The 20,907-nt window shown below is 66.0% G+C and carries 20 protein-coding genes; 13 read left to right on the top strand and 7 right to left on the bottom strand.

Features of this window, described 5'->3' with window-relative positions:
- Positions 1-67: 67 nt before the first annotated feature.
- Complete coding sequence (gene phnC, locus RPB_RS20575; RefSeq protein ID WP_011442961.1) at positions 68-892, bottom strand: phosphonate ABC transporter ATP-binding protein; 825 nt, start codon at positions 890-892, stop codon at positions 68-70.
- A gap of 173 nt (positions 893-1,065) precedes the next feature.
- On the opposite strand from phnC, the gene RPB_RS20570 reads away from it, so the two are divergent.
- Genes RPB_RS20570 through RPB_RS20560 form a run of 3 tightly spaced genes read left to right on the top strand, consistent with a single transcriptional unit; the run spans position 1,066 to position 3,647 of the window.
- Positions 1,066-1,731 carry an acetyltransferase gene (locus tag RPB_RS20570; protein ID WP_011442960.1) on the top strand — a complete coding sequence of 222 codons (666 nt, stop codon included), beginning with the start codon at positions 1,066-1,068 and terminating at the stop codon, positions 1,729-1,731.
- Positions 1,728-2,921, top strand: a complete 1,194-nt coding sequence (locus RPB_RS20565; RefSeq protein WP_011442959.1) for an alpha-D-ribose 1-methylphosphonate 5-triphosphate diphosphatase — start codon at positions 1,728-1,730, stop codon at positions 2,919-2,921. The genes RPB_RS20570 and RPB_RS20565 overlap by 4 nt, the downstream gene beginning before the upstream one ends.
- 21 nt (positions 2,922-2,942) lie before the next feature.
- Positions 2,943-3,647 carry a DUF1045 domain-containing protein gene (locus RPB_RS20560; RefSeq protein ID WP_011442958.1) on the top strand — a complete coding sequence of 235 codons (705 nt, stop codon included), beginning with the start codon at positions 2,943-2,945 and terminating at the stop codon, positions 3,645-3,647.
- An 18-nt stretch (positions 3,648-3,665) separates the two neighbouring features.
- Here RPB_RS20560 and RPB_RS20555 read toward each other — a convergent pair whose 3' ends face one another.
- Together RPB_RS20555 and RPB_RS20550 are read right to left on the bottom strand one after the other, a co-directional pair.
- Positions 3,666-5,222 carry an acyl-CoA synthetase gene (locus tag RPB_RS20555; RefSeq protein WP_011442957.1) on the bottom strand — a complete coding sequence of 519 codons (1,557 nt, stop codon included), beginning with the start codon at positions 5,220-5,222 and terminating at the stop codon, positions 3,666-3,668.
- 17 nt (positions 5,223-5,239) lie between these two features.
- Positions 5,240-5,917: a TetR/AcrR family transcriptional regulator gene (locus tag RPB_RS20550; RefSeq protein ID WP_049824760.1), complete on the bottom strand. Its 678-nt coding sequence runs from the start codon at positions 5,915-5,917 to the stop codon at positions 5,240-5,242.
- A gap of 99 nt (positions 5,918-6,016) precedes the next feature.
- On the opposite strand from RPB_RS20550, the gene RPB_RS20545 reads away from it, so the two are divergent.
- The 6 genes from RPB_RS20545 to RPB_RS20520 are packed head-to-tail and all read left to right on the top strand — an operon-like array spanning position 6,017 to position 10,906.
- Positions 6,017-7,201 (top strand): lipid-transfer protein, encoded by a 1,185-nt coding sequence (locus RPB_RS20545; RefSeq protein ID WP_011442955.1) that lies wholly within the window; start codon positions 6,017-6,019, stop codon positions 7,199-7,201.
- A gap of 10 nt (positions 7,202-7,211) precedes the next feature.
- Positions 7,212-7,658, top strand: coding sequence for a MaoC family dehydratase N-terminal domain-containing protein (locus RPB_RS20540; RefSeq protein WP_011442954.1), 447 nt, complete (start codon positions 7,212-7,214; stop codon positions 7,656-7,658).
- Between the two features lie 5 nt (positions 7,659-7,663).
- Positions 7,664-8,077: a MaoC family dehydratase gene (locus tag RPB_RS20535; protein ID WP_011442953.1), complete on the top strand. Its 414-nt coding sequence runs from the start codon at positions 7,664-7,666 to the stop codon at positions 8,075-8,077.
- A 22-nt stretch (positions 8,078-8,099) separates the two neighbouring features.
- Positions 8,100-8,927 (top strand): SDR family NAD(P)-dependent oxidoreductase, encoded by an 828-nt coding sequence (locus RPB_RS20530; protein ID WP_011442952.1) that lies wholly within the window; start codon positions 8,100-8,102, stop codon positions 8,925-8,927.
- A gap of 9 nt (positions 8,928-8,936) precedes the next feature.
- Positions 8,937-10,082: an acyl-CoA dehydrogenase family protein gene (locus RPB_RS20525; protein WP_011442951.1), complete on the top strand. Its 1,146-nt coding sequence runs from the start codon at positions 8,937-8,939 to the stop codon at positions 10,080-10,082.
- 47 nt (positions 10,083-10,129) lie between these two features.
- Positions 10,130-10,906, top strand: a complete 777-nt coding sequence (locus RPB_RS20520; RefSeq protein ID WP_011442950.1) for an enoyl-CoA hydratase-related protein — start codon at positions 10,130-10,132, stop codon at positions 10,904-10,906.
- A gap of 6 nt (positions 10,907-10,912) precedes the next feature.
- Here the strand turns inward: RPB_RS20520 and RPB_RS20515 are convergent, their stop codons facing one another.
- Positions 10,913-12,439, bottom strand: a complete 1,527-nt coding sequence (locus RPB_RS20515; RefSeq protein ID WP_011442949.1) for an acyl-CoA synthetase — start codon at positions 12,437-12,439, stop codon at positions 10,913-10,915.
- A 366-nt stretch (positions 12,440-12,805) separates the two neighbouring features.
- Here RPB_RS20515 and RPB_RS20510 point away from each other — a divergent pair, with 366 nt between their 5' ends.
- Positions 12,806-13,270: a hypothetical protein gene (locus tag RPB_RS20510; protein WP_011442947.1), complete on the top strand. Its 465-nt coding sequence runs from the start codon at positions 12,806-12,808 to the stop codon at positions 13,268-13,270.
- A gap of 68 nt (positions 13,271-13,338) precedes the next feature.
- On the opposite strand, the gene RPB_RS20505 is transcribed toward RPB_RS20510, so the two are convergent.
- A complete protein-coding gene (locus RPB_RS20505; RefSeq protein WP_011442946.1) occupies positions 13,339-13,572 on the bottom strand; it encodes a hypothetical protein in 234 nt (77 codons plus the stop codon).
- Between the two features lie 189 nt (positions 13,573-13,761).
- Here RPB_RS20505 and RPB_RS20500 point away from each other — a divergent pair, with 189 nt between their 5' ends.
- Complete coding sequence (locus RPB_RS20500) at positions 13,762-14,505, top strand: Crp/Fnr family transcriptional regulator (protein WP_011442945.1); 744 nt, start codon at positions 13,762-13,764, stop codon at positions 14,503-14,505.
- An 8-nt stretch (positions 14,506-14,513) separates the two neighbouring features.
- Here the strand turns inward: RPB_RS20500 and zigA are convergent, their stop codons facing one another.
- Positions 14,514-15,725: a zinc metallochaperone GTPase ZigA gene (gene zigA, locus RPB_RS20495; RefSeq protein ID WP_011442944.1), complete on the bottom strand. Its 1,212-nt coding sequence runs from the start codon at positions 15,723-15,725 to the stop codon at positions 14,514-14,516.
- 307 nt (positions 15,726-16,032) lie between these two features.
- On the opposite strand from zigA, the gene ilvD reads away from it, so the two are divergent.
- Positions 16,033-17,892 carry a dihydroxy-acid dehydratase gene (gene ilvD, locus RPB_RS20490; RefSeq protein WP_011442943.1) on the top strand — a complete coding sequence of 620 codons (1,860 nt, stop codon included), beginning with the start codon at positions 16,033-16,035 and terminating at the stop codon, positions 17,890-17,892.
- 156 nt (positions 17,893-18,048) lie between these two features.
- On the opposite strand, the gene RPB_RS20485 is transcribed toward ilvD, so the two are convergent.
- Complete coding sequence (locus RPB_RS20485; RefSeq protein WP_011442942.1) at positions 18,049-18,852, bottom strand: gamma-glutamyl-gamma-aminobutyrate hydrolase family protein; 804 nt, start codon at positions 18,850-18,852, stop codon at positions 18,049-18,051.
- Between the two features lie 327 nt (positions 18,853-19,179).
- On the opposite strand from RPB_RS20485, the gene RPB_RS20480 reads away from it, so the two are divergent.
- Positions 19,180-20,901, top strand: a complete 1,722-nt coding sequence (locus tag RPB_RS20480; protein ID WP_245258265.1) for a chloride channel protein — start codon at positions 19,180-19,182, stop codon at positions 20,899-20,901.
- Positions 20,902-20,907 lie beyond the last annotated feature (6 nt).

Raw genomic sequence — 20,907 nt, 5'->3', positions numbered from 1 at the left:
AAGCCTCGAACGATGCTTCGAACGAGGGTGAGGTGATGCGCGATCGGGGGCGGCTCTTGCCGCCGGTTCATCCGGTGGCGACGGCCTGGGCGTAAGCGGGCAGGGCGGGCAAGGTGGGAACGACCGGCGCGTGATGGTCTGCACCCATGACGTCGTTGGCTTCGAGATCGTACAGCTCCCGCGCGACCCGGTCGGTGAGTTCGGCCGGCGCGCCATCGAACACCACGCGACCCGCCGCCATCCCGATCAGCCGATCGCAGTAGACCCGCGCCAGATCGAGCGAGTGCAGATTGCAGATCACGGTGATGCCGAAGTGCTTGTTGATGCGCAGCAGCGCATCCATCACGATCTTGGTATTGCGCGGGTCGAGCGACGCGATCGGCTCGTCGGACAACACGATGTCGGGCTGCTGCACCAGCGCCCGCGCGATCGCGACCCGTTGCTGCTGGCCGCCGGACAATTGGTCGGCGCGCTGCGCCGCGAAAGGCGCCATGTCGAACTGATCCAGCGCCGACATCGCCAGCGCGCGATCCTTCTCCGGCCAGGCCTGCGCCAGCGACCGCCAGGCGGGCATATGCGCCAGCCGTCCCATCAGCACGTTGGTCAACACGTCGAGCCGGCCGACGAGATTGAACTGCTGAAAGATCATGGCGGACCGCGCCCGCCACTGACGGAGTTCGCGGCCCTGCAGTGCGGTGACGTCGATGCCCTCGAACAGGATGCGGCCTTCGGAAGGCTCCGCAAGCCTGTTCAGCATTCGCAACAAGGTCGATTTGCCGGCGCCGGATCGGCCGATCACGCCGATGAAGCTGCCGCGCTCGATGGCGAAGGAAGCGTTGTCCACGGCGGCATGGTTGCCGAACCGGCAGGTGAGACCTTCAACTACCAGCATGCGCTGCTCCTGGAGCTTGTTGAGCATATCGGTAGCGCTGCTATTTTGCAGGCGTGTGACAACGGCGCGGCTCTGCCGTTATGCACAGCATGTGCGTGTCATCCCGACGTCACGACGTCGTCACCAAGTCCGCCGAAGAACCTCAGCCTCGACAAACCGGATGCGGGGATTCAATGGTCGCAAAAATGCTCTCTGTCGAACCGACGGTGGATCCCTCGGCCCGGCTTCACGAGGTGAAGCTCGGCGCCTATTGCGAGGTCGGAGCGCGCACGATCCTGAACGAGGTGGCGATGGACGATTACTCCTACGTCGTCAACGACTCGCAGATCACCTATTCGAGCATCGGCAAATTCTGCTCGATCGCGGCCATGACCCGGATCAATCCCGGCAATCATCCGATGCATCGCGCGACGCAGGCGCATTTCACCTATCGCGCCAGCGCGTATTTCGAGGGCGAGAGCGACGATGCGGAGTTCTTCGCCTGGCGCCGCGCCCACCATGTCCATATCGGCCACGACGTCTGGATCGGCCATGGCGCGATCGTGCTGCCCGGCCGCAACATCGGCACCGGCGCGGTGGTCGCCGCCGGCGCGATCGTCACCCGCGACGTGCCGGCCTATACGATCGTCGCCGGCAATCCGGCGCGGCCGATCCGGTGGCGGTTTCCGGAAGTCGTCGCCGAGCGGTTGGCCGAACTGGCGTGGTGGGATTGGGAGCATGAGGCGCTGCGCCTGGCACTGCCGGATTTTCGCCAGTTGGCGGTGGAGGAATTCCTCGACAAATACGAAGCCGCCGCGAAAATGCGGCGGGGATCGCGCAGCAAGGACGTGACGGCATGACCGACATCCTGATCGAAGGCGGCCGCACGCTGCTCGGCGACGAGCTGTCGGAAGCCTCGCTCGAGAGTTCGGGCGGGGTGATCGCGGCTGCGGGTTCGAGTTCGCGTCATCCCGCGATCCGGATCGACGCGCGCGGGTTGCTGGTGCTGCCCGGCATCGTCGATTTGCACGGCGACGCGTTCGAGCGGCAGATGATGCCGCGGCCGGGCGTCGATTTCCCGATCGACGTGGCCTTGGCGGACAGCGATCGGCAGGCGATCGCCAACGGCATCACCACGATGTTCCATGCCGTGACCTGGTCGTGGGAGCCGGGGCTGCGCAGCGCCGCCAATGCCCGGCGGATGCTGGACGCGATCGACGTCACGAGGGCGAGGCTCGCCGTCGATACGCGTATCCACTTGCGCCACGAGGCTTTCAATCTCGACGCCGTCGAGGAGATCGCGCAGTGGATCGGCGACCGCCGCGTCGATCTGTTCGCCTTCAACGACCACATGGATTCGACGATCGCGGATCTGTCGCGTCCGCATCGGCGCGCCCGGATGGTGGAACGCACCGGCCTGTCCGGCGAAGACTTCGACCGGCTGGTCGAGCGCGTCGCCTCGCGCACCGCCGAGGTGCCGGACGCGATTTCTCGGCTCGCCGCCTGCGCCCGCGACGCCGGCCTGCCGATGCTGTCGCATGACGACGACACACCGCAGATGCGGCAGGGCTTCCGCTCGCTCGGCGTCCGCATCGCCGAATTCCCCACCACCGAGGAGACCGCGCGGGACGCCGCCGGCGCGGGCGACTTCATCGTGTTTGGCGCGCCGAATGTCGTGCGCGGCGGCAGCCATACCGGCTGGACCAAAGCGGCGGACATGATCGCCAAGGGGCTGTGTTCGGTTCTGGCGTCGGATTACTACTATCCCGCCCCGCTGCTGGCGGCGTTCCGGCTGGTGCATGACGGCATCCTGCCGCTGCCGCAGGCGTGGAAGCTGGTTTCGGAATCGCCGGCACGCGCGGCGGGATTGTCCGACCGCGGCGTGCTGGAGGCCGGTAAGCGCGCCGATATCCTGATCGTCGACGACCGGATCGCCCTGCGGCCGCGGCTGGTCGCGGCGATCGCGGGAGGGCGGCTCGTTCATCTCGACGAGCCGGAGCGCTTCGTGATGTCGCACAAGGCCGCGCACGAGACGGTTGCCGCGGCCTGAGACGAGGCTATCCTGTCCGCGATGACGCAAATCCCCCGCTACGCCATCTATTATCTGCCGCCGCCCGGCAGCGTGCTCGACCGGTTCGGGTCCGCGCTGCTCGGCTACGACGTTGTCACCGGCGCCGAACCACCGTTTCCTGAGGCGATGACGCGCGCCGTGCCTGACTGGGCCGCCATCACCCGCGAGCCGCGCAAATACGGCTTCCACGCCACGCTGAAGGCGCCGATCGCTTTGGCGGCAGGCCAGAGCGAGGCGGAGCTGCTGTGGGCCTGCGCCACCTTCGCCGAGACGCCGCGGGCGATCCCCGTCATCGCGCCGGTGGTCCAGTCGATCGGCAGCTTCATCGCGGTGGTGCCTTCAGCGCCCTCGGACGAGCTCGTGCAACTCGCGACCGATTGCGTGCGCAGTTTCGACACCTTCCGCGCGCCGCTGACAGCGGCCGATCGGGCGCGCAGGAAGCCGGCGCAATTGACGCCCCGGCAGATCCAATATCTCGATCATTGGGGTTACCCCTATGTGATCGAGGAATTCCGCTTCCACATGACGCTGACCGGCTCGCTCGACCGCGTGCGGCACGTCGAGCTGCTCGGCCTGCTGCGCCAACAGTTCGACGTGCTTGATCTCGGGACGCTGGCGATCGACCGGATCGCGGTGTGCCGGCAGGACAGCGCCGGCGAGCGGTTCCGCAGCATCGGCCAGTTTCAACTGCGGCCGATGCCGTGAAGCGTTGCGGCACGAGGGTCAGCTCACGCGGCGTTCGCGGTTCTCCCAATAGGGCTGTCGCAATTCGCGCTTGAGGATCTTGCCGGCGCCCGACAGCGGCAGCGGCGTCTCGGTGATGTCGACGCTGCGCGGGCATTTGTAGCCGGCGATCAGCGCCTTGCAATGCGCGATCAGTTCGTCGGCGGTGACGCTCGCGCCGGCCTTGGTGACGACCACGGCGTGGACCTGCTCGCCCCAGGCCTCGTGCGGAATCCCGATCACCGCGCATTGCGCCACGGCCGGATGCTGCGCCACCGCGTTCTCGACCTCGACCGAATAGACGTTCTCGCCGCCGGAGATGATCATGTCCTTGACGCGGTCGACGACGTAGACGAAGCCGTGCTCGTCCATGTAGCCGCCGTCGCCGGTGTGCATCCAGCCGCCCGCCAGCGCCCGCGCGGTCTCCTCCGGACGCTCCCAATAGCCCATCATCACATTGTCGCCGCGCACGCAGATCTCGCCGACGGTGCCGTACGGCACCGGCTGGTCGTCGGCGTCGACGATGCGGACCTCGCAGCCGAGCGTAGCGCGGCCGGCCGCGCGCTGCCGTCCCTTGGCCTTGCCGTCGCCGATATGCTCCTTCCAGTGCAGCAGCGTGGCGATCGGCGACAATTCGGTCATGCCGTAGGCCTGGGTGAACTGCACGTGGGGCAGCGCGGCGCTGGCGCGGGCGAGCACCGCCTCGCTGATCGGGGAGGCGCCGTAGATGATGTTCTTCAGCGACGACAGGTCGTAGCTCTTCAGCGCCGGATGATCGACGAACATCTGGATCATGGTCGGCACCAGCAGCACATCGGTGACGCGGTCGTTCTGCATCGCCGCCATCACGCCTTCCGGCGTGAACGACGGCACCATGACATTGGAGCCGCCGGACAGCAGCAGCGAATACATCGCCGCCCCGTTGGCGAGATGGAACATCGGCGCCGCGTGCAGATACACCGAGGTGCTGGGAAACAGACCTTCGCCCAAAGCATTGAGCGCGTTGGCCATCAGGTTGCCGTGGCTCAGCATCACGCCCTTGGAACGCCCGGTGGTGCCGCCGGTATAGAAAATACCGGCGAGGTCCTCGGCCTTGCGCATCGCGTCGGGGATCGGCGCGTTGGTCGCGATGACGTCTTCGTAGCTCTTCATGCCTGCCGGCACATCGCCATCGTCGGCAAAGACCATTGCCAGACCTGGAATCGCTTGCGCCAGCGTCGCGCCTGTCGCGGCGAACGCCTTGTCGACGACCAGAGCCACCGCACGGCAGTCGCGCAGCGCGTCCTCGTTCTCCAGTGCGCTCCAGCGGATGTTGAGCGGCACGATCACGCCGCCGCACCAGCCGGCGGCCAGATACAGCTCCAGATAGCGGTCGGAATTCATCGACAGCACGGCGACGCGCTCGCCTTCGCCGACGCCGAGCGCACGCAGGCCGGCGGCGAGGCGGGCGACGCGCTCGCCGACGTCGCGCCAGCTGCGGCGGCGGCCGTTGAACACGGTGGCGAGGCCGTCGGCGTTGATCTGCAGCGCGCGCCGCAGGCCGTGGGTGATATTCATGAGTGTCCTCCCTGGGGTTACTTCTTCTTTGTTGCAGTCGGCGCCTTGACGACGCTCTTCTTGATCGATGGCGCGGCGAGCCCTTCCGTGAGACGGACAGCGAATTCATCGGCGATCGCATCCGGCGTCAGCGGGCCGCCGCGCTGGTACCAATGGCCGATCCAATTCAGCGAGCCGGCGATCGCGAATGCGGCCAGCTTCGGATCGCACGGCTTGATCGATTTGTCGGCGATGCCCTCCGCGATGTAGCGCCGAAACGTCCGGTCGATACTGCGCTTGGCGTCGCGCACCGTCTGCGCATTGTGCGGCTTCAGGTCGCGCGGATCGAACCGCACCAGGCTGGCGCCGAAATCGGTCGCCATCGTCCCGGCATAGGCGCGCACCAGTGCCCGCAGCTTGCCGAGGCCGTTCTGGCCGCTGCGGTTGATCACGGCGATGAACTCGTCGACTTGCTCCTGCCCCAGCGCCCAGCACTCGAACAGGATCTCGTCCTTGCTGCGGAAGTAGTTGTACAGCGCCGGCTTGGTGATGTTCAGCCGCTCGGCCACCTCGTTCAGGGTGGCGCGGTGATAGCCCTGCTCGAGAAACAGCTGCACCGCCGTGCGCAGCACCGCCTCGCGCTTCTCGTCGCGGGCGCGGCGGCGGCTCTCGAACGGCATCCAGGGCGATTGGTCGTTGGCGGGGCGTCCGTCCATCATGCATCCGTGAAGCGTCGCCGATTGACTCCAGCGACGGTGGCTTATATTACTCATGGGTAATAAAAAGTCCAACGGGTAAGTTAGGGAGAGAAACAAATGGCGTCATCCGTCTACGTCGCCGGTGTCGGCATGATTCCTTTCGTCAAGCCGGGCGCCAACGAGCCCTATCACCTGATGGGCGCCGAAGCGGCGCGGCGCGCGCTCAGCGACGCGGGTGTCGGCTACGACGCCATCCAGCAGGCCTTCGTCGGCTACGTTTACGGCGACTCCACCTGCGGGCAGCGCGCGCTGTATCAGGTCGGCATGACCGGCGTGCCGATCGTCAACGTCAACAACAACTGCTCGACCGGCTCGACCGCGCTGTTTCTGGCGCGGCAGGCGATCGCCTCGGGTGCGGCCGATTGCGTGCTGGCGCTCGGCTTCGAGCAGATGAAGCCCGGTGCGCTCGGCTCGGTGTTCGTCGATCGCCCCAGCGCGTTCGAGGATTTCGATGCCGCCGCCGACAAGTTGATCGATGCGCCCGGCATTCCGCTGGCGCTGCGCTATTTCGGCGGCGCCGGCCTCAGCCACATGCAGAAGCACGGCACGCCGCTGTCGTCCTTCGCCAAGGTCCGCGCCAAAGCGAGCCGCCACGCCGCGAAAAATCCGCTGGCGTTGTTCCGCAAGGAAGTCACCGCGGAGGACGTGCTGAACGACCAGGTGATCTGGCCCGGCGTGATGACGCGGCTGATGGCGTGCCCGCCGACCTGCGGCGGTGCCGCGGCTGTGCTGGTGTCGGAAGCCTTCGCCAAGAAGCACGGCCTCAACATCAACGTCCGCATCGCTGCGCAAGCAATGACAACCGACACGCCCTCGACATTCGACGCGGGCGACATGATGCGGGTGGTCGGCTACGACATGGCGCGTGCCGCGGCCGACAAGGTCTACGAGCAGGCCGGCGTGGGCCCGAAGGACATCGACGTCGTCGAGCTGCACGACTGCTTCGCCCACAACGAGTTGATCACCTACGAGGCGCTCGGCCTGTGCCCCGAAGGCGGCGCCGAGAAGTTCATCGACGACGGCGACAACACCTATGGCGGCCAATTCGTCACCAATCCGTCCGGCGGGTTGCTGTCGAAAGGCCATCCGCTCGGCGCCACCGGGCTCGCGCAGTGCTACGAACTGACCCGGCAGTTGCGCGGCTCCGCGGAGGCGACGCAGGTGGACGGCGCGAAGCGCGCGCTGCAGCACAATCTCGGCCTCGGCGGGGCTTGCGTCGTCACCCTTTACGAACGCGCCTGAGGCGACGCTCATGGTTGATCAATCCGCGGTCGGTCGCCGGTTCACGCCGGTGACGGCCCAAGTCGAGCCGGGCCGTCTGCGCTATTTTTTCGAGACGCTCGGCGAGTCCAATCCCGTGTATCGCGACGCCGCGGCGGCCACAGCCGCCTGCTACAGGGGGATTCCGATCCCGCCGACCTATCTGTTCTGTCTGGAGATGCTCGACAACGAAAAGTCGTTCGAATTTCTCACCGCGCTCGATATCGATCTCGGTCGCGTGCTGCACGGCGAGCAGAGCTTCGTTTATCACGCTCCGGTCGTCGTCGGTGACACGCTGACCTTCAGCCCGCGCGTCGCCAGCGTTACGGACAAGAAGGGCGGTGCGATGACGCTGATCGTGGTCGAGACCGCGGTGACCAATCAGGACGGCGTCCATGTGGCCGATACGGCCCGGACGATCGTCGTCCGCAACGGGTGAACTCCATGACCGAGACGACAACAGCAGCGGTCGGCGACCGCGTCGTGCACAAGCAGTTTCCGGCGATCAGCCGGCATCGGCTGGCGCTGTATTGCGGTGCTTCCGGCGATCATAATCCGATCCACGTCGATATCGACTTCGCCAAGGCGTCGGGATTCCCCGACGTGTTCAGCCACGGCATGCTGGTGATGGGCTATCTCGGCCAGGCGCTCAGCGACGCGTTTCCGCCCGATCGAATTCGTGCGTTCTCGACGCGCTTTTCGGCGATCACGCAGGTCGGCGCCGAGCTGACCTGCGAGGGCACCATCGCCGAACTGTTCGAAGCCGGCGGCGAACGCCGCGCCAGGCTGACACTCACCACCAAGGACCAGCACGGCGAGACCAAACTCGCCGGCGAGGCCGTGGTCGCTCTCTCATAACAACTCCGTTCAAGGACATCTCATGGCCAAACTGCAAGGCAAGGTGGCGCTCGTCACCGGATCGGGACGCGGCATCGGCCGCGCCATTGCGTTGAAGCTCGCCTCCGAAGGGGCGCGGGTCGTGGTCAACGACCTCGACGACGCGCCGGGCGACGCGGTCGCGGCCGAGATCATCGCGGCCGGCGGCGAGGCGATCGCGATCAACGGCAGTGTGTCCGAACCGGGCTTCGCCGATCGCTTCGTCGGCGCCGCGGTCGACAAATTCGGCGGCCTCGACATCATCGTCAACAACGCCGGCTACACTTGGGATTCGACGATCCAGAAGATGACCGACGAGCAGTTCCAGGCGATGCTCGACGTGCATCTGGTGGCGCCGTTCCGCATCCTGCGCGCGGCCGCCGAGCCGATCCGCATCTTCGCCAAGAAGGAGGCCGAAGCCGGGCGCGAGGTGTTCCGCAAGGTGGTCAACATCTCGTCGATCGCGGGGCTCTACGGCAATGCCGGCCAGGCGAGTTATTCCTCCGCCAAGGCATCGCTGGTCGGATTGACGCGGACGCTGTGCAAGGAATGGGGGCGCTACAAGGTCAACGTCAATTGCGTCGCCTTCGGCCTGATCAACACGCGTCTGACGCAACCGATCGAGGCGCAGCAGACCACCATCGACGTCGCCGGCCGCGACATCAAGGTCGGCGTCCAGCCGCAGATGCTCGACGCCATGGCGCGGATGATCCCGCTCGGGCGTGGCGGCACGCCGGAGGAGGCGGCCGACGCGGTGTATCTGTTCTGCAGCCCGGAATCGAACTACATCAGTGGTCAGGTCGTCGTCTGCGGCGGCGGACTTATTCTGTAGCGAGGAAAAATGCAGTATCGATCGCCCTGGATGACCGAGGAACTGGACACGTTCCGTGACCAGTTTCGCAAGTTCTTGGAGAAGGACCTTGCGCCGCACGCCGAAAAATGGCGCAAGCAGAAGATGGTCGATCGCTCCGCCTGGCTCAAGCTCGGCGAGATGGGCGCGCTGGTGCCGAGCGTGCCGGAGGCCTATGGCGGCCTCGGCGCCAGCTTCGCCTATGATGCCGCGATCTACGAGGACATGGAGTCGATCGTGCCGGACGCATTGTCCGGCGTCACCGTGTCGAGCGGCATCGTCGCGCACTACATCCTGAACTACGGCTCGGAAGAGCAGAAGCAGCGCTGGCTGCCGGCGATGGCGCGCGGTGAGCTGATCGGCGGCATCGCGATGACCGAGCCTGGCACCGGCTCTGATCTGCAGAGCGTGCGCACCACGGCCAAGCTCGAGGGCGACACCTACGTCATCAACGGCCAGAAGACCTTCATCACCAATGGCCAGAACGCCGATCTGATCATCGTGGTGGCGCGCACCGGCGGGCCGGGCGCCAAGGGGCTGTCGCTGATCGCGATGGAGACCAAAGACAATCCCGGCTTCAAGCGCGGCCGCAACCTCGACAAGATCGGCCTGCACGCCTCCGACACCTCCGAATTGTTCTTCGACAACGCGACGGCGCCGAAAGAGAATGTGCTGGGCGGCGAAGAGGGCAAGGGTTTCGCCCAGCTGATGCAGCAATTGCCGCAGGAGCGGCTGATCATCGCGGTCGGCGCGGTGGCGGCGATGGAGCGCGCCGTCAAGTTGACCACCGACTATACCCGCGAGCGCAAGGCGTTCGGCCAGCCGATCCTCGACTTCCAGAACACCGCCTTCACGCTCGCCGAGCGCAAGACCGAGGCGTTCATCGCCCGCGTGTTCGTCGATTTCTGCATCGAGCGGCTGATCGCCGGCGATCTCGACGCCGTCACGGCGTCGATGGCGAAATGGTGGACCACGCAGAAGCAGGTCGAGACCGTCGACGAGTGCCTGCAACTGCACGGTGGCTACGGTTACATGCAGGAATATCCGATCGGCCGGATGTTCGTCGATGCGCGGATCCAGAAGATCTACGGCGGCACCAACGAGGTGATGAAGCTGCTGATCGCGCGCTCGCTGTAGCGACCGCGACTGGCGAAGCAGCCCTGCAACGGGCAAGGGAGCGTGGCATGACGTGGGTGATGTCGGAGCAGCGCGGTGCGGTCACCGTGCTGACGCTGAACAATCCCGAGCAGTACAACGCGATGCGCCGCGGTCTGCTCGGCGACCTGCACGCCGCACTGAGCGCGGCCCTCGCCGATCGTTCGGTGCGCGCGATCCTGCTCACCGGCGCCGGCAAGGGATTCTGCGCCGGCGCCGAACTGGGCGGCGCCACGTTCGACGCCGGCGCGAATGTCGCGCCGTGGATGCGCGCCGAACTCAGTCCGTTGCTCGAAATGATGCGTGACGCGGAGAAGCCGATCGTGGTGGCGGTGAACGGCCCGGCGGCAGGCGCCGGTGTCGGTCTTGCGCTCGCCGGCGATATCGTGCTGGCGGCTCGCTCGGCGAAGTTCGTGCTGAGCTTCGTCAAGCTCGGCGCCGCGCTCGATGCCGGCACCTCGCTGTTCCTGCAGCGCTCGATCGGGGTGGCGCGGGCGCGGGCGCTCGCGCTGCTCGGCCGGCCGCTCGGCGCCGAACACGCGGCGCAATGGGGCCTGATCTATCAGGTCGTCGATGATGCCCAACTCATGACCGAGGCGATGGTGATCGCCGAGCAACTCGCGAACGGACCGCCGGTCAGCATCGGGCTTATCAAGCGCCAGATCGAGGCCGCCTGGAGCGCACCGCTTGCCGCGACGCTCGACGACGAAGCCGAACGTCAGGGCCAGGCGTTCGTCACCGCCGATCTGCGCGAAGGCGCCGCCGCCTTCGTCGAAAAGCGCCCGGCGCGGTTCACCGGACGATAGACGCGCTTACGCGTCCATCGTCTCCCGCACCAGGAAGCGCTCGCGCAGGGTCGGCTTGTGCACCTTGCCGGTGGCGTTGCGTGGCAGCGCCTCGACGAAGACCACCCGCTGCGGGCATTTGAACCGGGCCAGTCGCTCGCGGCAATGGGTGTGCAGCTTCGCTTCCGGAAGGTCGTGGCCGGTCTTGACCGCGATGATCGCCACGCCGGTCTCGCCCCATTGCGGATCGGGTGCGCCGATCACGGCGGCCTCGGCGATCTCCGGCAGCTGATACAGCACGTCCTCGACTTCGGCCGGATAGACGTTCTCGCCGCCGGAGATGTACATGTCCTTGGTGCGGTCGACGATGTAGTAGAAGCCTTCGCCGTCGACGCGTGCGGCATCGCCGGTGTGCAGCCAGCCGTCGGTGAACGAGGTGCGGTTGGCCTCCGGCCGGTTCCAGTAGCCGGGGGTGATGTTGGGGCCTTTCACCCAGAGCTCGCCCATCTCGCCGGGCGCGACCGGCTCGCCATCGGGGCCGACGATCTTCAGATCGGCGTGCAGCACCGGCTTGCCGGCCGAGCCCGCCTTGCGCGCGGCGTCGTCGGAATCCAGCATCATCACCGCGGGGCTGGTTTCCGTCATGCCGTAGCCTTGCACCAGGGTGCAGCCGCGCTCCTGCCAGATCCTGAGCAGCGGCACCGGCATCGGCGCCCCGCCGACGCCCGCCATCTGCAGCCGCGACAGATCGGTGTCTGCGAAGGCGGGATGCTGGCACATGAACTGATAGATCGACGGCACGCCGAAGAAATGCGTCAGGCCGATGCCAGCGTCGCCGATCAGCCGCAGCGTTTCGCCGGGATCGAAGGCGCGCATCAGGATCACCGTGCCGCCGGCGTGCAGCACCGGGTTGGTGTAGCAATTCAGCCCGCCGGTGTGGAACAGCGGCATCACGCAGAGAAACACGGTGCGCTGGGTGATGAAGGCCGGGATGCCGAGATTGACCGCGTTGATGAAGGTCATCAGGTGCGTGATCATCGCGCCCTTCGGTTTTCCCGTCGTCCCCGAGGTGTACATGATGGTCGAGACGTCATCGAGCGTCACCGCCTCGGCGCGGGCGAGCCGCGGCGCAGCCGACAGCGCGGCCTCGTAGGGCGCGCCGAACTGCAGGAGATGCGCGATGCCGCATTTGCTCTGAAGATCGCCGGCCATCGCGGCGAAATCGGAATCATGCGCCAGCACAAGCGGTGCGGCGTCGCCGACGATGAACGACAATTCGTGCACGGTCAGCCGCACATTCAGCGGCACGAAGATCGCGCCGAGCCGGAAGCAGGCGAATTGCACCTCCAGCGTGTCGGTGGTGTTGGCGGCCAGCACCGCGACGCGATCGCCACGGCCGACGCCGAGCGACGCGAGGTGCGACGCCAGGCGATCGATCCGATCATCGAGCGCGCGATAGGTCAGCCGGCGTTGCGTGGCGAGATCGATCAACGCGATCCGGTCGGGACGAACTTCGGCGTGATGGGTGATCCAGTCGAAATAGGCGAAGCTCATTTTTGTGTCCTCCCCGCGATATCCGCCGGCTCTTCTGGCCGGCTGGGCGTTGTTCGAGTGAAATCGGCGCAGGGCGATAAGTCAATCACGCCGACTTGTGCGGTGCAGCGTCGATGGTGTGCGCTGCACGGCGGCGCAAACCTCATCGCAGCGGCTCCGCGCAAGCCGCGGGCGATCGAACCGTCGGTGACGGCGAGCGATGCCGAAGGAAGGCAAGTTCTATTCGGCGTCGGATCATCCGTTCGGTATCGTCTGCGGGTAACGACGTACGCGCGCAGCCGGCAGACTAAACATCGTATTGTGGATAAGTACGTAGTCGCTGGCATTTGTATTGGAGAGGCAGATAGATTCGAGTCCTGAGTCGGAGTGTTGGTTGTGTCGGTGCATGTGGCGATCCTGAAGGTGTTGTCGAGTTATCCCGACGGCGTCGCCGGACCTGCCGCCTTGAATGCCGATTTGGCGATTCTGTCCGGCAGTCAGGATTGGACGCTGCGCATGCGGAAGCTCGCAGCGCGGCTTCCGCATATCGATATCTTCAGTCAGAAACTCGTCTTGCGCGATTCGCGGGGCTGGCAGCTCACCGCCGCCGGTCGAGCTGTCCTCGACCTGCTGGAGGGGCGCCGCGACGTTGATCGTTGCGATATCGCTGCCGCCGCACCGGCTGAGCCGGATCAGGCCGGACATGACGCGAACCAGCCCGCCCCGATTCCCGACGCGATTTCGCAGCCGAAGCCGCAATTGACGCTGATCCATGGGGGAAGGACGCGGTCCCACGACGATCGGATGTCGTCCGGGAATATCGCCGTCAAGGGTGCCGTGTCACGGCCCTGAGCCGACAGCGCGATACACGCGGGCCGGCTGCGTCACCTGCGCCTGCCATGTCACATGCTCCGGCTGCGTCACCTGCCGTCTCGGTCCTTGTCGGTCAGCTTGGACCGCAATTTGTCGATCGCCGTCGGAGAAGCGGGTGTGTTGCGAAATTCGCGGATGGCCTGCGCGAGTTCGTAGTCCGACATCGGCTTCACCGGCTTTTGGAGCTGCCCCTTCGCCAAGGCGTCGGCGATCAGATCGAGATGCTCGCTCGGCCCGTCGAAGAATCGGCGAATGCGCGCCAGGAATTCCCTATAAGGCAATGAGTCGTCCCCCGTTCGTGCTCGCGAGCACCGCCGTGCAGGACTCGACCGAAATCGGAAGAAGGCGTGCGGCCGGCATTTCGTCGGAACCGCATTCGACTCGGTGAAACCCGCTCACCGTCCAGGAGTTAATCGTCTCAGGAGAGGTTCGACGTATCAATTGATACGAGACGTCCGAAGGGAGTCCCTGTGGAGAGAGTTCACCGGATCTTGATCGACAAGCTCAAGGAGCATTCGCGGATCGGCCACGAGGATTTGGCCGCCATAAAGGCGCTCAGTTTCACGGTGCGCGAACTCAGGCGGAACGAGGACTTCATCCGCCAGGGCGACACCCCGAAGGTCTCGGCACTCGTGATCGATGGCATGGTCGGACGCTATCATCTGCTGCCGAACGGCCGGCGGCAATATTTGTCGTTTCACATGGCGGGCGACATGCCGGATTCGCAGACGTTGTTTCTCGACCGGATGGACCACGCGGTCTGCGCGATCGGCACGGCGCTGGTCGCGTCGATCCCGCACAAGCAACTGACGCGCACCTTCGAGCAGCGTCCGCAGCTCGGGTTCGCCATCTGGCGCGAAACGCTGATCGATGCGGCGATTTTTCGGGAAGCGATCACCAACAACAGCGCACGTGACATGACCGCGCGGATGGCGCATCTGTTCTGCGAGTTGTTCTATCGCGCCGAAGCGTCGCGGCTGACCCGCGGCAGGATCCTGACGCTGCCGATCGGCCTGGCGCAACTCGGCGAGACGCTGGGCATGGCGATCGCGACCGTCAATCGCACGCTGTCCGAGCTGCGCTCCGCACAGACGATCGAATTCCGCGGCGGCGAACTCGAGATGCTGGACTGGTCGCGCTTGGCCGAGATCGGCCAGTTCGACCCGAGCTATCTGCATCTCAGAAAGGCCTCCCTCGTCGCATCCGACGAATAGGCGGTGCGCTATGAGACCTCGGCCGGAGCCCAATTCGGGAACGGATCCGGCAGTGCTCGCCAGGCGTCCGGCGTGAACTGTGCAGGGTCGCCGACCAGACAGGCGTCGAGCTGCCGGCGCAAGGCGGTCTCGTCCATCTCGCCGGTGCCGATGAAGACGATTTCCTGGCGCCGGTCGCCCCACACCGGGTCGAAATAGGGCTGCATCGCTTCGCGCCAGGACTCCTGATCGGGCCATCGCGCCTTGGGCACCGCCGACCACCACAGGCCACGCTTCGAGGTGCGCACCACGGCGCCGGCCTGGGCCAATTCGCCCACGTAATGCGGCCGGGTTGCGAGCCAGAAGAACCCCTTGGCGCGGATCACGCCCGGCCAGCTGCAGTTGCAGAACCCCTGAAACCGTGCCGGATGAAATGGTCTCCGGGCGCGATACACGAACGAGCTGATGCCGTATTCGTCGGTTTCGGGTACGTGATCCTTGAAGCCGTTCAACTCTTTGAACCACAGCGGGTGCTGATGCGCCCGCTCGAAATCGAACAGCCCGGTGTGCAGCACCGACTGCAGCGGAACGTCGCCGAAATCCGTCTCGATGATCCGGGCGTCCGAATTCAGCGAGCGGACGATCGCCCGCGCCGCTTCGAGTCGGGCCGGCGAGGTGGCCGAGACCTTGTTGAGCACGATGACGTCGGCGAACTCGATCTGTTCGACCAGCAGGTCGACCAAAGTGCGATCGTCCTGCTCGCCGGCAACCTCGCCACGGTCGCGCAGGAACTCCTGGCTCGAATAGTTGGAGAGCAGGCTCGCGGCGTCAACGACGGTCACCATGGTGTCGAGCCGGGCGATGTCGGACAGGCTGGCGCCTTCTTCGTCACGGAACTCGAAGGTGGTGGCGATCGGCAGCGGCTCGGCGATGCCCGTCGATTCGATCACCAGGGCGTCGAACCGGCCGCTTTCGGCGAGCTTGCGGACCTCGATCAGGAGATCTTCGCGCAACGTGCAGCAGATGCAGCCATTGGTCATTTCCACCAGCGATTCTTCCGATCGCGTCAGCCCGCCGTCCTGTCGCACCAGTTCGGCGTCGATGTTCACCTCGCTCATGTCATTGACGATCACCGCGATACGCCGGCCCTCGCGATTGGTCAGCATGCGGTTGAGCAAGGTGGTCTTTCCGGCGCCGAGAAAGCCGGACAGCACCGTGACCGGAAGTCGGGATTCAAGCATGTCGTGGATCCGCTGAAAGGGGACATGTTTGTAATGTTATAACATTACAAACAGGGATTCAAGGTGACCCCGAGCGGAGCGAAGAGGGTGGGGCGAATACCCAGCGGGCGCGCCGTCCAGCTCACGCGCTGCAACGTAAACACGCGCAACCTGCATGCGGCAAGGCGTCACCATCCATTGAGGGGCCGGGCGTTCTCAAGTAAGGCTTGTGGCCAGACGACGATGTAACGGTTCGTCGCGTCGGGCGTTGAATGCGGTTCTGGCTGCGCGCCCGCCCACGCAACGGACAATTCTCACGGACACAGTCATGCCTGCATATCGATCCCGAACGACCACTCACGGCCGCAACATGGCCGGCGCGCGCGGCCTCTGGCGCGCCACCGGGATGAAGGATTCCGACTTCGGCAAGCCGATCATCGCCGTCGTCAACTCCTTCACGCAGTTCGTGCCGGGGCACGTGCATCTGAAGGATCTCGGCCAGCTCGTCGCCCGGGAGATCGAGGCCGCCGGCGGCGTCGCCAAGGAATTCAACACCATCGCGGTCGACGACGGCATCGCGATGGGCCATGACGGCATGCTGTACAGCCTGCCGTCGCGCGAACTGATCGCCGACAGCGTCGAATACATGGTCAACGCGCACTGCGCCGACGCGATGGTCTGCATCTCGAACTGCGACAAGATCACCCCCGGCATGCTGATGGCCGCGATGCGGCTCAACATCCCAGCGGTGTTCGTCTCCGGCGGGCCGATGGAAGCGGGCAAAGTGGTGTTGAAGGGCAAGACCCACGCCGTCGACCTGATCGACGCGATGGTCGCGGCCGCCGACAGCAGCATGAGCGACGAAGACGTGCAGACGATGGAGCGCTCGGCGTGCCCGACCTGCGGCTCCTGCTCCGGCATGTTCACCGCCAATTCGATGAACTGTCTCGCCGAGGCGCTGGGTCTGGCGCTGCCCGGCAACGGCTCGGTGCTCGCCACCCATGCCGATCGCAAGCGGCTGTTCGTCGAGGCCGGTCACACCATCGTCGATCTGGCGCGGCGCTACTACGAAGGCGACGACGAATCCGTGCTGCCGCGCAAGGTCGCGAGCTTCGAGGCGTTCGAGAACGCGATGACGCTCGACATCGCGATGGGCGGCTCGACCAACACGGTGCTGCATCTGCTCGCCGCGGCGCGCGAGGCCGAACTCGACTTCTCGATGAAGGACATCGACCGGCTGTCGCGCAAGGTGCCGTGCCTGAGCAAGATCGCCCCGTCGGTGTCCGACGTCCACATGGAGGACGTGCATCGCGCCGGCGGCATCATGGCGATCCTCGGCGAGCTCGATCGCGCCGGACTGATCCACAACTCATGCCCGACTGTGCATTCGGAGACGCTCGGTGCCGCGCTGGCGCGCTGGGACATCCGCCAGAGCAACAGCGAAGCGGTCCGCACCTTCTACCGCGCCGCGCCGGGCGGCGTGCCGACCCAGGTTGCGTTCAGCCAGGACCGCCGCTACGACGAGCTCGACCTCGACCGGCAGAAGGGCGTGATCCGCGACGCCGAGCACGCCTTCAGCAAGGACGGCGGCCTCGCGGTGCTGTACGGCAATATTGCGCTCGACGGCTGCATCGTGAAGACCGCCGGCGTCGACGCCTCGATCCTGACCTTCTCCGGCCCGGCGAAAGTGTTCGAGAGCCAGGACGACGCGGTGTCGGCGATCCTCGGCAACAAGATCGTCGCTGGCGACGTCATCGTGATCCGCTACGAAGGGCCACGTGGCGGGCCGGGCATGCAGGAGATGCTGTATCCGACCAGCTATCTGAAGTCGAAGGGCCTCGGCAAAGCCTGCGCGCTGATCACCGACGGCCGCTTCTCCGGCGGCACCTCGGGCCTGTCGATCGGTCACGTCTCGCCCGAGGCTGCGGAAGGCGGCCTGATCGGACTGGTGCGGAACGGCGACCGGATTTCGATCGACATTCCCAATCGCGGCATCACCCTTGACGTCGCCGCTGACGAGCTGTCGCGGCGCGCCGAGGAGGAAGAGGCGAAGGGCGACAAGGCCTGGCAGCCGAAAGACCGCAAGCGCAAGGTCTCGGCCGCGCTGCAGGCCTATGCCATGCTGACCACCAGCGCTGCGAACGGCGCGGTGCGCGACGTCAACCGCAGGCTCGGCAAAGGAAAGTAGCAAGCACCTCGAGCGGCCGTGACTCTCGGCCCGCCGACGCCGACCATACAGAACGAGCGCCGCGATGGCGCTCGTTTCGTTTTGAGCAGAGCCGCAGGTTCACCATGGCCTCGGCGCCATCGCGCCGACCAAATCATCGGTCCATCGAGCTGACCGCTAACCCGATTTCCGCAGCCCTGTCGGCTGACGGCGGCGGATTTGATACGCCCGCAGGGCTTCGCCGAAGGCGAGAAAGATCTCGCGATTGATCGGATTGTGCTGCGGGTCGTATTCCGCGTGCCACTGCACGCCGAGCGCGAAGCCCGGCGCGCCGTCGATGCGGATCGCTTCGATCGTGCCGTCCTCGGCGATGCCTTCGATCACGATGCGCCCGCCGGGTTCGAGGATGCCCTGGCCGTGCAGCGAGTTGACCCGGATCAGGTCGCGGCCGAGCAGCTTTGCGAATACGCCCTCAGGCTTGAGCTGGACGTCGTGACGATCGGCGAACACCACGGTGGCGTCGGGATGAATCTCGCCGGTCTCCAGTCGCGGCATGCGATGGTTGATGCGGCCCGGCAGTTCGCGGATTTCCGGATGCAGCGAGCCGCCATAGGCGACGTTCATCTCCTGCAGGCCGCGGCAGATGCCGAGCAGCGGGATGCCGCGCTCGACGCAGGTGCGCACCAGCCGCAGTGCCAGCGCGTCGCGGGCTTCGTCATAGGGCTCGTGGCGCGGGTGAGGCTCGGCGTTGAAATGCGTCGGATGCACGTTGGCGCGTCCGCCGGTGAGCAGGATGCCGTCGACGATGTCGAGCAACTCTTCGAGATCGGTGATCTCGGGGCATGCCGCGAACATCAGCGGCAGCGCGTTGGCGACCTCGGACACCGCGCGCAGGTTGCGTTCGCCGACGTGCTGGACGGCAAAGCGATTTTCGACGAGATGGGCGTTGCCGATCACGCCGACGACCGCTCTGCGCGCCATTCGATTGCTCCTTGACATTCCCTCGGACCATACATCCAAAAGGAGAAAAATCGAGTGTGAGGAATCATCCCGATTTGACTGACAGCTCTGCGCGGGCGCAGGCTCGGACCATCCAACCAAGCGGTCGAAGGCCATGAAAACAGTGACGCCGCGAGGGCTTTCTCGACTGCGCGGGGCCTCGCCCCAACTGGTCGGTGCGGCCGTCGCCGTTGGCAAGGTCAATTCACCCCGGATCGGCCGGTGAGCGCTGCATCACGGCCCGATCCAAGGGCGGCCGCGTCGGCGGGGTCTTCGTCGGCGTCGGGCCGTTGGTTGTTCCCGGCTGGCTTGCGCAACTTCGTCCGCAATCGCGAAATCGGCCTGGTGATCGTGGCGATGGTGATCGGGCTGCTGTCGGGGCTGTTGGTTGCGACGATCTCGATGCTGAGCGAGCTCGCGCACGCCATCCTGTTCGATATTCCATTCGACACCAAGCTGAGCGCGTCCGGCGTGATTTCATGGCAGCGGACGCTGCTGGTGCCGATCGCCGGCGCGGTCATTCTGGCGCTGATCGCCATCTTCTATGCGGGCCGTTTCAAGGGGCAATTGGCGGACGCGATCGAGGCCAATGCGCTGTATGGCGGCCGTGTCTCGATGCGCGGCAGCCTGCTGATCTCGATTCAGACCCTGCTGTCGAACGGCTTCGGCGCTTCGGTCGGGCTCGAGGCCGGCTATACCCAGATCTGCGCGGCCTTCAGCTCGCAAATCGGGCAGCGGCTCGCGGCGCGGCGCGCCGACTTGCGTCTCCTGGTGGCGTGCGGCGCCGCGGGGGCGATCAGCGCCGCGTTCTCGGCGCCGCTGGCGGGCGCCTTCTTCGCCTTCGAGGTCGTGCTCGGCGCCTATACGTCCGCGGCCCTGGTGCCGGTGATCGCCAGCGCGGTGGCGGCGTGGCTGGTGACGCGCCATCTGGCGCATCAGCAGTTCCTGATGGTGCCGGGCGTGCCGACGCCGGTGTCGGTGGAGATGATCGGCCAGGTCATGGCTGTCGGGATTCTATGTGCATTCTTCAGCATCCTGGTGATGCTGGCGGTGGCGTTCGCCGAGCGGACCTTGCAGCGGGTCACCTGGCTGCGCGGCGGGCTGCGCTTCGTCATCGGGGCGGCCATGCTCGGCTGTCTCGGGCTGCTGACGCCGACCGTGCTCGGCTCCGGCCACGGCGCGATGCAGATCCTGCTGGTGAGCAATCCGACCTGGCTGATGCTGGCGACCACGATCCTGCTCAAGACCGCCGCGTCGGCGATCTCGCTCGGCGCCGGCTTTCGCGGCGGCCTGTTCTTCGCTTCGCTGATGCTGGGTTCGATGATCGGCCAGCTCTACAGCACGGTGCTGAGCGGGCCGTTTCCGGAACTGGCGCTGCAGCCGGGAACGGCGGCCGTCGCCGGGATGGTCGCGCTCGGCACCGGCGTGCTCGGCGCTCCGTTCAGCATGGTGTGCCTCGCGCTCGAACTCACCGGCGACTTTTCGATCACGGCGGGCGCGGTTGTCGCGGCGTCGATCAGCGCGATGATCGTGCGCGAATTGTTCGGCTACAGCTTCGCCACCTGGCGCTTTCATTTGCGCGGCGAAGCCATTCGCGGGCCGCAGGACGTCGGCTGGGTCAGGCAGATCAGCGCGGCGACGTTGATGCGGTCGGATTTCGAAACCGCGCAGGCCGGCCTGTCGATCGCCGAGGCGCAGACGCTGTTTCCGCCGGGGCGCATCAAGCAGATCGTGCTGAGGAAAACCGACGGCTCCTATGGCGGCATCGTGGAAGCGCCCGAACTGCACGGGCATGTCCATGCCGAGGACGAGACGCTCGACACGCTGGCGCATCAGCGCGACGAGTTCCTGCTGCCGGACATCACCGTGCGCGACATCGTGACGGCGTTCGACCGCAGCGAAGCCGACGTGCTGGTGGTGGTGAACAATGCCGAGGAGCGGGTGACGATCGGCCTCGTCAGCGAGGCGCATGTGCTGCGCACTTTCGCCACCGAGCTCGAGCGGCGCAATCAGGAAGTGTTCTTTCGCTGATCGGCT

The sequence above is a fragment of the Rhodopseudomonas palustris HaA2 genome, from assembly GCF_000013365.1.
Lineage (GTDB): Bacteria > Pseudomonadota > Alphaproteobacteria > Rhizobiales > Xanthobacteraceae > Rhodopseudomonas > Rhodopseudomonas palustris_J.
The sequence above is the reverse complement of the archived record's forward strand: the minus strand, read 5'-3'. Positions and strand labels throughout refer to the sequence as shown.

Bases quoted from the DNA above. Each gene is read 5' to 3' on its own strand.
- zigA (WP_011442944.1), bottom strand. From the start codon at position 15,725: ATGCTTGAATCCCGACTTCCGGTCACGGTGCTGTCCGGCTTTCTCGGC.
- RPB_RS20485 (WP_011442942.1), bottom strand. From the start codon at position 18,852: ATGGCGCGCAGAGCGGTCGTCGGCGTGATCGGCAACGCCCATCTCGTC.
- phnC (WP_011442961.1), bottom strand. From the start codon at position 892: ATGCTGGTAGTTGAAGGTCTCACCTGCCGGTTCGGCAACCATGCCGCC.
- RPB_RS20565 (WP_011442959.1), top strand. From the start codon at position 1,728: ATGACCGACATCCTGATCGAAGGCGGCCGCACGCTGCTCGGCGACGAG.
- RPB_RS20545 (WP_011442955.1), top strand. From the start codon at position 6,017: ATGGCGTCATCCGTCTACGTCGCCGGTGTCGGCATGATTCCTTTCGTC.
- RPB_RS20515 (WP_011442949.1), bottom strand. From the start codon at position 12,439: ATGAGCTTCGCCTATTTCGACTGGATCACCCATCACGCCGAAGTTCGT.
- RPB_RS20550 (WP_049824760.1), bottom strand. From the start codon at position 5,917: ATGGACGGACGCCCCGCCAACGACCAATCGCCCTGGATGCCGTTCGAG.
- RPB_RS20525 (WP_011442951.1), top strand. From the start codon at position 8,937: ATGCAGTATCGATCGCCCTGGATGACCGAGGAACTGGACACGTTCCGT.
- RPB_RS20540 (WP_011442954.1), top strand. From the start codon at position 7,212: ATGGTTGATCAATCCGCGGTCGGTCGCCGGTTCACGCCGGTGACGGCC.
- ilvD (WP_011442943.1), top strand. From the start codon at position 16,033: ATGCCTGCATATCGATCCCGAACGACCACTCACGGCCGCAACATGGCC.
- RPB_RS20560 (WP_011442958.1), top strand. From the start codon at position 2,943: ATGACGCAAATCCCCCGCTACGCCATCTATTATCTGCCGCCGCCCGGC.
- RPB_RS20535 (WP_011442953.1), top strand. From the start codon at position 7,664: ATGACCGAGACGACAACAGCAGCGGTCGGCGACCGCGTCGTGCACAAG.
- RPB_RS20530 (WP_011442952.1), top strand. From the start codon at position 8,100: ATGGCCAAACTGCAAGGCAAGGTGGCGCTCGTCACCGGATCGGGACGC.
- RPB_RS20555 (WP_011442957.1), bottom strand. From the start codon at position 5,222: ATGAATATCACCCACGGCCTGCGGCGCGCGCTGCAGATCAACGCCGAC.
- RPB_RS20520 (WP_011442950.1), top strand. From the start codon at position 10,130: ATGACGTGGGTGATGTCGGAGCAGCGCGGTGCGGTCACCGTGCTGACG.
- RPB_RS20570 (WP_011442960.1), top strand. From the start codon at position 1,066: ATGGTCGCAAAAATGCTCTCTGTCGAACCGACGGTGGATCCCTCGGCC.